The sequence below is a fragment of the Aneurinibacillus sp. Ricciae_BoGa-3 genome (assembly GCF_028421645.1).
Classification (GTDB): domain Bacteria; phylum Bacillota; class Bacilli; order Aneurinibacillales; family Aneurinibacillaceae; genus Aneurinibacillus_B.
Map to the genome: position 1 here is coordinate 1621475 of NZ_CP116887.1, position 14358 is coordinate 1635832.

14 protein-coding genes and 1 pseudogene are annotated in these 14358 nt (G+C 42.7%); 6 read left to right on the forward strand and 9 right to left on the reverse strand.

Translation table 11 applies throughout. The features are described from left to right. Positions 1-59: 59 nt before the first annotated feature. Both PP175_RS08370 and PP175_RS08375 read right to left on the reverse strand, forming a co-directional pair. Positions 60-227 carry a hypothetical protein gene (locus PP175_RS08370; RefSeq protein ID WP_272442305.1) on the reverse strand — a complete coding sequence of 56 codons (168 nt, stop codon included), beginning with the start codon at positions 225-227 and terminating at the stop codon, positions 60-62. A gap of 126 nt (positions 228-353) precedes the next feature. Next, positions 354-494, reverse strand: a complete 141-nt coding sequence (locus tag PP175_RS08375) for a hypothetical protein (RefSeq protein ID WP_272442306.1) — start codon at positions 492-494, stop codon at positions 354-356. Between the two features lie 601 nt (positions 495-1095). Between PP175_RS08375 and PP175_RS08380 the strand changes: the two genes are divergently transcribed. Further along, the gene (locus tag PP175_RS08380; protein WP_272442307.1) at positions 1096-2571 is read left to right on the forward strand and encodes an IS1182 family transposase; all 1476 of its coding nucleotides are present in this window, start codon (positions 1096-1098) and stop codon (positions 2569-2571) included. Between the two features lie 223 nt (positions 2572-2794). Here PP175_RS08380 and PP175_RS08385 read toward each other — a convergent pair whose 3' ends face one another. From PP175_RS08385 to PP175_RS08410, 6 genes and pseudogenes are all read right to left on the reverse strand, one after another. Continuing rightward, on the reverse strand, positions 2795-3085 hold the full coding sequence (locus PP175_RS08385; RefSeq protein ID WP_272442308.1) for a DUF4183 domain-containing protein: 291 nt from the start codon (positions 3083-3085) through the stop codon (positions 2795-2797). Between the two features lie 50 nt (positions 3086-3135). After that, positions 3136-3426: a DUF4183 domain-containing protein gene (locus PP175_RS08390; protein WP_272442309.1), complete on the reverse strand. Its 291-nt coding sequence runs from the start codon at positions 3424-3426 to the stop codon at positions 3136-3138. Between the two features lie 26 nt (positions 3427-3452). Next, entirely contained in the window at positions 3453-4745 is a 1293-nt protein-coding gene (locus PP175_RS08395) for a DUF4183 domain-containing protein (RefSeq protein ID WP_272442310.1), read from the reverse strand. 1136 nt (positions 4746-5881) lie between these two features. Then, positions 5882-6802: pseudogene (locus tag PP175_RS08400) on the reverse strand (transposase); the annotation flags it as partial. Positions 6803-7254: 452 nt separating this feature from the next. Further along, positions 7255-7392, reverse strand: coding sequence for a protein YhfH (yhfH, locus tag PP175_RS08405; RefSeq protein WP_272442311.1), 138 nt, complete (start codon positions 7390-7392; stop codon positions 7255-7257). Positions 7393-7743: 351 nt separating this feature from the next. Next, positions 7744-8160: a DUF948 domain-containing protein gene (locus PP175_RS08410; RefSeq protein WP_272442312.1), complete on the reverse strand. Its 417-nt coding sequence runs from the start codon at positions 8158-8160 to the stop codon at positions 7744-7746. Between the two features lie 224 nt (positions 8161-8384). Here PP175_RS08410 and PP175_RS08415 point away from each other — a divergent pair, with 224 nt between their 5' ends. The 3 genes from PP175_RS08415 to PP175_RS08425 all read left to right on the forward strand — a co-directional run bounded on the left by PP175_RS08415 (position 8385) and on the right by PP175_RS08425 (position 11346). Next, positions 8385-9569, forward strand: coding sequence for a hypothetical protein (locus PP175_RS08415; RefSeq protein ID WP_272442313.1), 1185 nt, complete (start codon positions 8385-8387; stop codon positions 9567-9569). Positions 9570-9640: 71 nt separating this feature from the next. After that, a complete protein-coding gene (locus PP175_RS08420; RefSeq protein WP_272442314.1) occupies positions 9641-10468 on the forward strand; it encodes a stalk domain-containing protein in 828 nt (275 codons plus the stop codon). 14 nt (positions 10469-10482) lie between these two features. Then, positions 10483-11346: a DUF1444 family protein gene (locus PP175_RS08425; RefSeq protein ID WP_272442315.1), complete on the forward strand. Its 864-nt coding sequence runs from the start codon at positions 10483-10485 to the stop codon at positions 11344-11346. A gap of 518 nt (positions 11347-11864) precedes the next feature. On the opposite strand, the gene PP175_RS08430 is transcribed toward PP175_RS08425, so the two are convergent. Further along, positions 11865-12215, reverse strand: coding sequence for a hypothetical protein (locus tag PP175_RS08430; protein WP_272442316.1), 351 nt, complete (start codon positions 12213-12215; stop codon positions 11865-11867). A 247-nt stretch (positions 12216-12462) separates the two neighbouring features. Between PP175_RS08430 and surE the strand changes: the two genes are divergently transcribed. Together surE and PP175_RS08440 are read left to right on the forward strand one after the other, a co-directional pair. Beyond that, on the forward strand, positions 12463-13227 hold the full coding sequence (surE, locus tag PP175_RS08435) for a 5'/3'-nucleotidase SurE (protein WP_272442317.1): 765 nt from the start codon (positions 12463-12465) through the stop codon (positions 13225-13227). A gap of 26 nt (positions 13228-13253) precedes the next feature. Then, complete coding sequence (locus PP175_RS08440; protein WP_272442318.1) at positions 13254-14327, forward strand: hypothetical protein; 1074 nt, start codon at positions 13254-13256, stop codon at positions 14325-14327. Positions 14328-14358 lie beyond the last annotated feature (31 nt).

Sequence of the window (14358 nt, forward strand, 5' to 3'; positions counted from 1 at the left end):
AAGAAGTGTGAACAATTGTTTCAACTATTCAGGACTTCCTCCTATTTCATGAATGTTTCCTATTTGCCAGAAGCATGTCCATCGATAAAATGAATTGTAACGTTTGCACCATAATCTGTACCATCTGTGTTGACCCACATATAGTCATCGTACCTATGACCAAAAGCCTCGCTCTCTGATGTCTGCTGACCTTTTCCAAGGATTTTTTCCACCTCGACTAGAGTCATTCCACCGCTACCCCTATCGTGGTTGCCTTCCTTAATTTTGTCATACATAGCACGAGTATTTTTGGTACCTTTAGTTGTAGGTGTCGTATTCGTGTCTGAAGTTGGTACAACAGTGTTTCCTAGGGGCTAGCCGGATTTAACGGTTGATACTGAAGGGTTGCTAAGTCCTTCTTGTGAATGGATGTATTTACCGTTATTCATAGCTCCAATAGTTCCTATGGCACCTAATACGACGAGTATTCCTAAAATAAGCCAATGTTTTTTCATGAGGTTCTCCTTATTTTAGTGTTTATTTTCGTTAATTATTTACATAGAAATTATCCGCTCAAAAATTTAATATTTAGAGAGCCATTTGTTAATTTTTAGTAAAAGTTGAGTTCAAGCGATGTTCAATTAGATGAGTAGAAACGATGGACACGTTTCATTTCAAATCAGCAATTTTAAAAGTAATTTATGACGATGTATAAAGTTACATCATGAAACATTCTCATTCAAAAGCTATCTATTGATCCCTGTTAGCGGAACAAGAAACCGCAAAGAGCCTTCTTATTGAAGTAAAGATCCCGGTTAGCTTATGCGTTGTTCTAATAATACATTGGATTGGATGAAAAAATAATAAGCAAGGAGGCGTAAGGGAATTGGAATGTTCTATTTACATTAAAAATGGAGAGTAAAAGCAAAAATCAATTACGGTTAAAACCCAGAGAATTTTTTATCACTTATTGAAGGATACTGTCCAATAGCGGAACAAAAAGAGACTACTGAATGAGGCCACTGCAAAACACTTACATTTATAGGAAGGAACGCCCCGACGGGGCGTTTTTTTGTTACAATTAGGAAAGAACAAGTCGCTTGGGGAGAAATACATATGCTACTAAACCACCGTCAATCTTCTTTATCGTTTCATGCTGAGTTATACAATATGATTCCTGAACATCATATTTTAAAACGAGTCAACAAACATGTTGATTTTTCTTTTATTTATGACTTGGTCAAAGACTCATACTGTACTTATTATGGAAGACCTGCCAATGAGCCAGAGATATTATTTCGCCTTCTCTTCATTCAGTTTTTATATGGCCTTTCAGACGAAAGAGTCATTGAAGACACGCAAGTTAATCTAGCCTATAAGTGGTTTTTAGGATTGAATCCAGAAGAACCTCTTCCTAATGCTTCCCAACTCAGCCGCTTTCGTCGCCATCGCTTAGGGGTGAACAAAATTGAAAAAGTACTGGAGCACATCGTAAAACAATGTGTTGATAAAGGGCTCATAAAGTCAACCGCTCTTATCTTGGACTCAACACACACTCTGGCAAATGCGACAAAGGACAAGCCATTAGATGTTCTGAAAAAAGCTGCTAATCGTATAATCCGTTCCGTTAAAAAACAACACAGGAAACTTTATCAGAAACTGCCAAAATTCCCAAAGTTAGAAGGAACAGAGCAAGAACAAGCGAAACAACTGCTGCATTACTTATCAGATTTAACTGATCAGGTCCAGGAAAAGCTTCCAGATGCCGAAGGCAGCTTGAAAGAAAAAATAGATATAGCCAAGCAAATTGTAGAAGACGAAAGACTGTTAACAAACAAAGGTATTAGTTCCGCGATTGATCCGGATGCCCGTTTTGGCCGGAAATCAAAAAACAAGAGTTTTTATGGTTACAAAAACCATATTGCAATGACTGAGGAAGAGATAATTACTTCAGTTCATGTAACACCAGGAAACGAAGATGATGGAAAGCAACTTAAGAAACTCGTAAACAACACCAAGGAACAAGAGCTTCCAATTAAAGAGGTATTGGCAGATACGGCATATTCAGCTAAAGAAAATCTTACATATCTACAAGAAAAAGTAATCGTAGCCTCGATCCCTTTAAACCCTGCGGTTTATGGCACACGGGAGGATAACCATTTTCAGTATGACAAGGAAAATGACGAAGTCATTTGTCCTGCTGGACACTCAAGCATTCGCAAGGCAAAAACAGGAAAGAAGGGTCAGGGTACGAATCAAGTTCTTACCTTTTACTTTGATACTAACCTTTGCCATTTATGTCCCTTGCGGGAAGGCTGTTACAAAGGGACAAAAGAAAAAACATATTCAATTTCGATTAAGTCAGAAGAACATCAACAACAAATGAGATACCTTACATCGGATGAATATAAAAGCCGAAAAGGAATACGAAATCGCATTGAACATAAAAATGCTGAATTGAAGAACGTTCATGGATTGATCAGGGCAAAATACCGTGGTCAATTTGGCATGCAAATACAAGCAATTCTAACCGCATTTGTAGTAAACGCAAAGAGAATGATAAAGCTAGAAAAAGCTCTCTTTTCTAGTTAAGAAGGAGAGCAAAAACAATTTTAAAACAAAACAACTTCCAAAATTATGTAAAAACATAACTTGGGAGTTGTTTATTAATAACTGAGGGGTACTTCGTACCCCTTTTGCAGTGGCCTCTGAATAATCCCTTTTTTTAAGTATTTAAAGAAGGATTATCGGGCATGTTTAATGAAGAAAAAGCATCGTCAATTGAACGATGCTTTTTCCGCTTAGTTATTTAACCTTAGAAGTTGACGCCAAGTTCCACGAAAATTGGATCACCAGGATCAAGCGAAGCCCCACCGACAATTGTCAGCTGTGTGGACGTCAAAGTAGCCACTCCGTTTTCCTGAACTAAACCGTTGATATAAAGGGAGTAGTAAGCATGGGTGGGAAAAGCAGTAATTGCAGCGCCATTATCATCTACAAAAGATGTAGAAGCAATGTTCAAATCTGCTCCAACCACTGTACCAGCCGAAGCTGGTGCAAAATATTTTTTACTTTTAAGGTTGGGAGAAACAATACTTGCAGCCATTTTTTCACCTACTTTCTGTGCACTTATGGCAACTACCTACTAGCCACTGGCTAGAAGTTGATGCCAAGCTCTACGAAAATGGGATCCGAAGGATCAAGAGCGCCACCGCCAGAAATGACGATTTGGCTAGATGTCACCGTAGCCACCCCGTTTTCCTGAATCAATCCGTTGATATAAAGAGAGTAGTAGGCATGGTTAGGAAAAGCGGTAATCGCATTGCCATTGTCATCTACAAAAGCAGTAGCGAGAATCGTCAAGTTTCCGCCAGCCACTGTACCAGCCGAAGCTGGAGCGAAGTATTTATTGCTTTTGAGATTGGGAGAAACAATACTAGCAGCCATTTTATCTCACCTCCTTTCATATTTCATTAAACGTTGACTACGAATTCAAGAGCAATGGGATCATCACTATCGAGAACAGCTCCGCCTGATATAAGTATTTGAGAGGGGCTTACAAAAACCACTCCGTTTGGTTGAATCATTCCATTGATAAACAGGTTGTAATAATGAAAAACCGATGGAAAAGCAGTGATGTTATTTCCATCGTCGTCCGTAAAGGTCACAGCCGGAATGACCAAGTCATTCCCAACAACCGTTCCTGAGGATACTCTAGAAAAGAACTTTTGAGACGCCAAGAGTGGACAAGGAGATCCACAGTTGAGATTTGTACTTGACATAGTTGAAACCTGAACCCCATTCACCGTTGCTGAAGCAGTAATGTTAACCGTTCCACTCGTACCTTGAGCAGCCGTTAGAGTAGCTGTAAATGTACCATTTACATCGGTTACTGCGGGATTGGGAAAAAACTTAACAGCTCCTGTTCCAACCGAAGTAGTAAAGTTTACCGTTGCTCCCGATACGGATACTCCCGAACAACTCACTGTACCTGTAATATCAGCCGAACAGTTTATGGTTAGAGGAACTGTTAGCGTAATGTCCGGTGTGGTACAGGCAGGGACAACGGGCGTTGGATTAGCGGCGTATTGAATATTCTTGCGGACAAATCCAGCGATAAACAGTTTACTTGTTGTACCAACTTTAGGTTGAATAAGACGACACTGGGTTATTTTTGTACGGTTTTTGATTGTTTTGATTTCGAGAACATTTTGTCCTGCCGGAAAGGCAATCCTTGCACGCATCGGTATTTGAGCAGAAAGTTCTTGTAACACGACGGATACTTTCACGCCCTTGACTTGTTGATTTTGCAGTATTTTCACTGTGAGATCTAAAATCATTTTCTGTGATACTTCCGTAAACGTTCCTTCTTCTGCTATCATGATCCCCAGTAGAGGCACACGGTTCAAAGCTTCATTCCACTCGGTAATATCAGCTCTGATTAGTTCACAGAATACCTGTTCATTGAAAAATTCGGTGCTTTCCTGATGAAATTCCGAAATATCGGTTGACATCAATTGATCTTTTTCAGGAAAGCCGGTACCGAGTGGTCTGGAAACTGCGAAATCAAACTCGTCGCGGACATTAGTAAAGGGTCCGATTGGAGGGTTTAGAAAACTGGTAATAGACACTACACACTCGAAAGGAACATCAACCGTTAAAGAGTTTATCGTCGATAATAGTTCTGCCGTTTCGATTAGTAGGGTCGATGGTAGTGCAACCATACCTATTGATGCTGGGGCTAGGTCAAAAGTGTTTGATGACATTTATTTTCCTTCCTCCTTTATTGTACGTAGGACATGCTATTTGGCTTGGATGAATTACCAAATGCTGATAAGAAATCTTAAATTCAAACGAATGCCCTGTTACGTGCTTGCAAGAAGTGACCGCAGGAAAGATTATTTTCTGTTTTTAAGGAATATGTAAACCAAAGCAGTGCCAAAAGCTCCGCTAAAAAAGACATGTCTCTTCTAGTAGCATGCTATGCAGGAAAGGATGAACATGCCTTAGATAAATATTCATTAAAGTAAAAATGTGCAATATCTATTTGGTTTTTCTTTAGAAAGCAGAAAAGACTGATAGAACGTCCATTCATTTACTATGCACAGACAATAAAAACCCCCTTGACAAAAGGGGGAATTAGCTTCTCATGCGACTCAAATTGAATTTGCCTAAATATATTATCCGTTGTTTGCTGATACGAGTAACGGCATATAACAGCCGCATAAATATAGTGCAGTTTTGGGTTGTACAGAACTCCCGATGTTAATTAAAAATAAGGTGGGCAGAGATATGGATAAAGAACTCCGTTTCAAATAACCTTTTCATTGGCTAATTGAAGTGTTTTCATCAATTGATTAGTATTAGTTACGGATTTAGGCTAAATCAGAAGGTTTTTTTGCTTTTTAAAATGACATAAATCCGTACTAACTATAAGTTATGACATTCATGTCCCTAATGATTGAACAATTCAACTATCCTCCCTCAATAAGAAAACGCATATCTCTTGTTTCCTTCTGTTTTCTCAGGATTTCAAAGCTATTTAGATTTAGTAGACGTTCTCTCATTGGAACGGGGAGGAAGCCTAGGATATTTTTGGAGGTGGAGGGCAAAAAAAACTGCAGCTACCTATCCACTTTCATCCAAAAAGTGGGTATTTAGTTAACCTATGGTCGCACTGGTGGATCTCCACATTTCTCATGGAGGTCAACCCTCCCATGTCTCACAGAGTCTTCGCTCCAAAATTCCTTCGTCCAACCTTTCCATGAGGTGGATGTCAATGATGCTGCCCGACAGGGTCCTTGCCCGAACTATAGTTGAATGACTGACTAATCCGTGCTTCAAATGTCTACTAAATCTTTGAACCTTCCATATGCCTGATTAACTTCCAGGAAACAAACGATTAGGCTGCGTTCTTTACGAGTGCCATATGAGGGATGTCCCTTAACATTCTTTCTTCACTAAACTCACACTGTTTTTTACCTATGGTAAACAACACATGTATCAATTTATTGCACAGAGCGATGAGGGACTGCATCTTTTTCAACGGATTATCCGCACGTTTCGTATAGTATGCATGTAGAGCCTTAAAAGCAGAATTCTTGGCGACCAAGGGCATGACCACTCGGAAGAGGAGAGCTCTCAAGGTCTTCCTTCCTCTCTTCGTAATCTTGGTTTGTCCCTTATGTTTACCTGATGTATTTTCTTTTAAGCTTAGTCCTGCCAGCTTTATAATCTGGCGGGGATGCGAATAGTTGTTTAGGTCTCCGACCTCTGCGAAAAAGCCTGCCACTGTATCTTTACCAATCCCTTTGATGGCTACCATTTGAGGAACACCAGGTATCTGTTCAAGTAAGACATCAAATTTAGATTCTAGTTCTTCGAACTTTTGTTTAATGAGATGGTACTTATCGAGTAGTGTGTTAATCTCTACTTTTGCCATCTCTGATCCCTCACGGCTGCCGATCGAAAGAGCGGCTGCCTGTTTTATCTCTCTCACCTTTCCAAGACCCACTGCACGTTTTACGGCTTTTTTAAGATAGGCTAGTATCTCTTCATCAGAGAATTTTACCAGCTCATTTGGTAGTAAGCCCAGCTTTAACAGCTGGAGGGCTGCTTTGCCTTCCCAGTCTTTAAACACCGTTAGAAACTCCGGAAAATACCGGTCCAGCCAATTATGAATTTGCCCGTGCACTGCTTGAAGGTCAACAGATAGAAGATCACGTATTTTTCTTGCCACGTGAAGTTCGGCATACACTCCTTGCGGAATGTTAGGTTCAGCATATCTCCCATCTTTGACTAATTGTGCAATCACCCGGGCATCTAAAAATGCCATCTTTATCCATTGGAATAGAACAAAGGAGGTATTCGCGTTAGCCAAAAAATCGGTTGAAGTTTTCGCGAAATTAAACAATAAAATAGTCGTGAACTAGCATTAAACCTTCATAACAAACGGATACAATACTTTGCTTCCGTTTGTTATGATCAAGTTCCTATATGAACTTACGGGCTAAACTGCCCGTTAGCCATCCATGCAGCGGAGGCTGAATAAATTTAGTGCAACAATTTTGTAGAAATGTTGTTGTAAAAGAGGTCTTATATGTGGTCATAAAGAAAAGAGCATGAGTTAGGATCATCCCCTTTGCTCATACTCTTTATTTTTGTTATACATTTCATATCAAATCAGATAAATTCTATTTTCACCTAGAAATAAGGGTTATTTAATAAAAACGAGCAAGAGAGGTGCTTAATAGTTTTTGAGTTTTTGTGCATTCATTATGCAGGATAATTATCCTTTCCTTCGCATTGAGGGCATTGTGTCTTGTAGGATTCGGCCTGTTCATCCATTACGGTTCCGCAGTTTGCGCATTGCTTTTTCGGCAGGTTGTTATAAAATTCTGATACTGGTTTCATGGTTGACTACCTCCTTTTTTTCTATTGTAATATAACAGATGTTCAATATAAAAATTGTGTTATACAATATGTTGTCCCGTATTCTCTCACAATCACCAATTTTCACGCGTATGCTCTATTATTCTGACTTTTTTAAATTTATTTCCATCCGTACTTAGTATGGGAAGTTGTGCTTTTTTTATTCGAAATAAGAAAAGCATCGCGCCTCATGCCGCTCTTCCTTTCCCACATACAAGTTTTACGGCCGCTTTGTGTCACGCCGGCGGGCCGTCATTACTTGATTATTTTAGAGTGAAATACATACCTATACAAAAAAGCTTTCCCTTGATGGGAAAGCCCTGACAACACTCGTTACATGGATTTAATTTTTTCATTCTTTCGCAGTTTATCGAAGCCTTGATAAATGCTAAAACCCGCGGTAATCCATTCAGGGAGTTTATCCTTCCATGTACCATTGCTCTTTTCTAGCTTTTCCTGCAGGCTATCCGAAGCGGTAGTAAGGCCTCTTCCAATGGAGTCCACGGCCTCGAAGCTGGAATCCAGTCTGTCCATTTTTTCCGCTATATCGCTTGAGATGCGATTGATTTCACCCAGTGATACATCTACGCTTGCCATTAATCGGTTGATATTCGATTGAACATGTTTAACAGTCTCGTCAGCATGCTTTACAAGCGGAATTAAACTTTTGAAGAAAAGGATCATGTAAACGGTGAAAACCACCACCGCGATGGCGATGATAACTACACCGATTGATATGGCTGTCTGCATGCAAACCCCTCCTTTTACGATACTTGGCTGGCTTTTACTTTATTACCCGCACCCATATGTGATTTAAACCAATCGCTTGTAAATGCTCTGCGCCGTTTACTTCTTTTTTCTACACAAGTAAAATGGGATAGGAATAGCTTTCCACATGTCGAATACATCTAGAGGAAAGTCCTGGTGTCGATCATGATGCCGGGTTCCATAAAGCAACGGGAGGATACTTTACAATGGTGAAACAATTCTTGCGGAGGATTTTCTCTTCAAGAGGATTAGAGGAAGAGGCTGCAGCTGTTAATGAACCTGTTGACGCAATGGTGGAAGACGTAAAAATAGAGAAACAGGATGCAATGGAGTGGCAGCGCCCGGGAGCAGATGAACCTGCACCTGTCGGGCAAACTGCACCGGATTGGCCACTTGACTCACCGCTGACGCTCATAATTAACAGGGACAAAATTGAAAAACATAACTACAAAGAAGCGATTCAATTAGTTGCTGATGTGTTTCAAAACATTGAACAGGGATTGCGCAGAAGCGGAAGGGTCCGCCTTTCGCTGGACGCTCATCTTGTGGATGAGATGGATGAATTTCTTGGCAGGCGCCTGGGCAAATACATTGAACAGCTAGAACAGCAGACGTATGATTTAACCGCTTTTATAGATTGGGAAGACGACGAAACCGTATCGATTTATGAGCATTTTGTGCTGCCTTCCCAATCGGAGAAGCAGGACGATTTTTTCCGGAGCAGGCTCATCCTGATTTATGACACGTGCGGCGCGCTGGAATGGGATTACCAGCCTGTAGCCCGAAGATTTGCACAGGCACTTGGTTTTGTTCTGCCCCAACAGTACTTTGTTGATTTTGAAGTGTGGCTGGGTTCATTGGATAAGGCCGAAGAGGATCAGGCGGCTAATAAAACTTTATCAGAGAAACCGGAAAACGTAGAGACTGCTGCACAGGAACCAGATTTTACCCACATGATTCCTTTTCAAATCTCGCGGGAAGAAGTAGAGAACGAAGATATAAATAAATTTGAACGGTTTTTTAACGCCATGACAGCAGAAGAAATGGAACGGAAGAAAGGGAAGATCGTTTTTTCCTTTTACGGATTTGCTGGGGAAGTGGACGACTTAGTGAATAATCGGTCCGTTAATTCGTGGGCAAGTCTGTTGATCGAGAAGTACCCTCATATTTTCTACTTCTTAAACGACGAATACGTACCGATGACTTCGTTTCTCACATCCCTTGTTGTAACAGCTAATATTGAAGGGGAAGAAATTCACTATAACGAGGAAGAACTTGCGGAACTCTCCTCGTTTATTGGGAGTGCTCTGCAGCGTGTGGCAGAATTAACCGGGGAAGACGGTGAACAATTGGTCCGGGAGTTTGAAAGCAAACTGCATGCCAAATTTTAGTTTCATGCAACAATTCCTTTACTTGCGTCGTCAAGGTATATATGATCGATGTATAGAAGGAGATGAGCATCATGATAAGTAGGAAAAAAATTGCAACTGCAGTTCTTGTCGGGATTATGGCGCTTTCCGTGCAGGCAGGGTTACAAGCTTCGCCAGCGGCTCCTTTACTAGTGAAATTGCAAGGCCAACCGGTTTCGTTTAAAACTGAACCTCGTTTGGTTAATGGGCGGACTATGGTTGATGCCGCTGATTTTGCCTCTTTTGTAAACGGCACTATAGATACACAGACTGATGGAACTGCCATTTATGCACACGGGCACAACCTTTTCTTTTATACAGATCTAAATAAAGTTGCGGCAGATGGTAAGCCGGTGGCTGTTAACCAACCGGCTGTGCGGATTGATAATCATCTCTATATTCCTTTACGCTGGGCCTTAGAGAAATTAAATTTTCAGCTGAAATGGAACGCGAGCGCAAGGACGATAAATGTGCGCACGAGTGAACCGGTGTTTGTCCCGATTGCGGAGTCATCCTTAACACCGGATGAGAAGGCGTTTGTGGAGAAAGCTAAACACAATACCGGCATCAGCCATCAGGGGAATCTCTATATTATTTCCCGGGGCATGAGCCCCAACCCCGGGTATGGCCTGCAAATCATACGGCAGGAATCCAACTGGGAACAGGCAACCGTTTATGTGAAAAAGACAAGCCCGGATCCTGGTAAAGCTTACGCCGCCGTTATCTCCTATCCGTATATCGCCGGTCGGATAACGCTTCCGGCTTACACAACAATCCGTTTTGTTGATGTCGATACAGGCAAGGTGATCGAAGAAGCAACATCTTCAACTGATAGTGGAAGTCCAGGCCTGCATGACGGGTTAATTATGTCAAACAAGTAAAAAGGACACAAACAATGGATCAGGAACAAAATCAGGAATATCGCGCTCGTCTTAACAAAGTGTCCGCAGTGATAAAAGATGCGCTGGCTGGACGTTGGCAAATTAACGTTACGGAAGAAGATAAACCGATGCTCGTCATTGAAAGCCTGCAGCAGAAGCAGCCGCTTAGGATAAAGCTGGATGCGCTTCTGGCTAACATGGAGGCGAACAGCGCGGAAGAAGATCAAATACTTGCAGATTTTACCTCAAAGCTCTCTGACACGCTTGAGCTCGCGCTGACGGAACATGTGTTGACAGGTCAGGAGGCGAACATCTTTCCGGTGATCCGTCACCTTTCCTTTCTAAAAAACGCGAGGGCACCTTATGTCCACCGAAGCCATACGGCGGAAACAGTCGTCGTATATGCGCTGGACTTAGGCCGGAGCTACACCCTGATCACAAAGGATGCGCTTGAGAAGGCCGGGTGGTCCGAGGAGAAGCTGCATCAGCTTGCGATCGATAACGTAAGGAAACTTGATGCTGTGCCAAAAGAAGACCGGGTTGGCGGCAATACCTTTTACTTCTTTACTTACGAGGACAGCTACAGCGCAAGCCGCATACTAAACCCTGCCGTTTTATCAAACATGGCTAAAAAAAACCAGGGGCAGATCGGGGTAGCCATTCCTCACCAGGATGTGCTTATCGTGGCGGATCTGGCAGATGCCAAGGGGGCGTCTGTACTGGCACAGCTAGCGGCAGACTTTGCTATGCGCGGTAATATTCCCATTACCCCAATGCCTTTTATGTACGAGAATGGTCAACTTGAACCGTACATGGTGATGCAGCACACGCCTTCGCGGCATAAATATCCCATTATGGGCGGGAAGAATAAGAAGTAACAAAACAAAAAGGCAGCGAGTATCTCAAACTCACTGCCTTTTTGTTTTTCGTATAGAAAGTTTGTTGATATGGAAAACGAATATGCTTTACAGTGTTAAGTGCCTTGCGCGATTTTTTTAGTGGGACCTATGGTCCCAAAACACCAAGAAAAACATCGTGAGGCGCATGTCAGCACCTTTCTTTCCCCCTGTGGAGCGTGTGGAAGAGAGGGCGAAAAAGACCGGCAACTGTCTCCATCATTGGGATACCCAGATGTTGCACCTAAACGGTATAAAGGAATCTAAGGCCATCGCCTGCGCTTTCGCTTGCCACTGGCCAAGATTTCCTAATGCCGGTCCGCCCGTCGTGACACAAAGCGGCCGTAAAAACTTCTATGAGGGGAAAGAAGAGAGCGGCATCGCCCACGATGTTTTTCCCTTAAACTTCAGCGTACAGTTGCTTTTTCATATCCAGCCATTTCACTTTAAATACAAATTTATTTTTAGCACCGTAGCCCATCATCCAAAAACCGTATGTTTCATACATAAAACTGGAGAAATGCATCTTCTGCCAGAAAATAAGGTTCTCGGGAAGCGCTCTCCAGTATGATAACCCAGTGATGTTCTTTAGCAAATTCCTTCAAGATGCGGACAAGTTGTTTGCCTGTATGCTGTCCCCGATTTTTATGGGGAACACGAATCATGCCAAGAAACAGGGCTTCGTGTTTTGTATCTAAATTAAAGTCAAGCATCACGGTATCGGATGTGATGCCTGCATCTCTCATTTCCTCTGTTGTACGGTAGATATAGTGCCCTTCACCTTTGTCTTCCAGTGTATAAGGAATATCGCGGTCCCTAAAGACCTGCTCGAATTCCGGTAAAATGTTCATCTGATTTCAGTCCCTTTCCATCCATTAAAACTGCATAAGCCCTGGATGTCTACTGGATTTAATAAGTTAATTCAGACTCAATATACATGGATTTTTTGCCAATAGCAAAGCAATTATTTCGAACAAAGTGTGAAGAAAAAGTATGCGTTTGCAGCTTTTTATGCAAAGACGTACAGGGTGCTTTTTTATTTGATAAATAGTAAAATTGAGGAGAAAAAACAGCACAAGTGTGGGGGATCATAACCTAATGTATACAATCGTAATTACGAACGATGATGGAATTGAAGCACAGGGGATACATAGACTTGCCATATCGCTTGCAGGGTTGGCAAAAGTTGTCGTGGTTGCCCCCGATCAGGAAAGAAGTGCTGAAGGGCACCGGATTACCGTCCGGGAGGGCCTTACTGTTCGCCAAGTGGATTTTCATGGCACGGGACTCGATGCATGGGCTGTTAATGGAACCCCGGCCGATTGCATTAAGATGGCTGTAAACGTAATCCTGGCAGAAAAGCCTGATTTGGTCATATCAGGTATTAATGCCGGGTTAAACATGGGAAAGGATATTTACTATTCCGGCACCGTGAGCGCCGCACGGGAAGCCGTAATAAATGGGGTGCCAGCGATTGCTGTTTCCTATGATAACTACCTTTATCCCGGGGATTTCGGCGAGGTTGAGAAACTGCTCCGCCCGATATGGGAGGAGATATCCATACACAGTATTCCGCTGGATGTCCTGCTTAATGTAAACGTACCGCACCTAAGGATAAATAAATTAAAGGGGACAGCCATAACAGGTCTCGATATTCATCATTATCAGGATCGAATTAAAGAGAAGCAGGGGAAAGCCGGCGCTGAGTTTTGGCTGGAGCGGGAGTACGGGGAAGCACAGGGCGTTTTAAATGACTACAGCATGGTAAAAGACGGGTTCATTTCAGTGACGCCCATCCATATCGATTCCACAGACAGGGAATTTATGAAGGAAATGAAATCCTGGCATCTTTTCCGGAAATAGGCCGGAGTGAAGGGAGGATCCGATACGTGAACCGATCGCTTAGTGCTATAAAGCCTTCCATTGCCGTACCGTTAACCCATGTTTCCCCGGGAAGCGTGACGATGGGTGAAGTGCTGAGCCGCACTGTTTTTACCCATCTCTATAAAGTGGCAGACGAAGAGGGCGCTCGCTGTTTTCCACTCATGGATAGGGAAGGCGATGTAGAGCTTTACATCCTTTTTGATACGATTGACCAGTTCGGTGAGCAGGCCGATGCGGATGTTTATCTGGAATTTCACCAGCATAAAAACGACTGGATCGCCGTATTCTGGACCGTAATGTCCCCTAATGATCCGCTGGGGTATCCGATTGCTTTTCATACTCTGAATGATGAGCAGCGTTATTTGGCTGTTCGGTTCCTGGAACAGAAGCAGGTCTGGATTCATTATCTCGCTTTTGCGGGTGAAGACCTTGTGCACATTTTCTCTGAGGCGATTGATTTCGCAGCCGAGGACAAAGCCAGAGCAGAGAATCTCCTGCTTAACGCTTATTATTATAAAGAGGAGTCACAAGCCGAACAGGGTGAAATGCCTCAGGAGACCATAAGCGGCCAAACGCTGGATAGAGGTATGCTCCTTACGAGTGGCGTCTCGTTTTATCTGGATTATGCAGCACTTGAAAAACAGTACGGCGAAGAAGGGGCAAAGGAAAGCGTAATGGGTGCAATCTACCGGGCACTTTGGATGATGAGCCGCCATCCCAAATCGCAGGCTCGGGATGCTTCTTTTCTTGTCTGGGTTGGTCAAGTGGAAGGTGAGAACAGAAACGGACGTATGACGCGGCTCCTGTCTGTTACGATCACCCCGTCGCTGCGCGGGATGATGAAAGGGGTTCACGTGTCCGAAGACGAAGAAAATCCGCTGGCAAGCTTGCTGATGTCCCTGGCCGAATTTCTTAAAACGGAAGAGGAACAGCCATTTGCCGCAGGGTATCTGCCGATAATAGGCTATCGAAGCGGCACGCTTCAGCACATCGAGTGGGATGATGCTTCGGTCTTAAGGCTTAAGCGTCTGTTTGTGGATTCATTCCCAAATGCGGTACTGAATCCTTACAGCGGTTAATCTGGATATGGGATCGCGAATGTCAAAGATA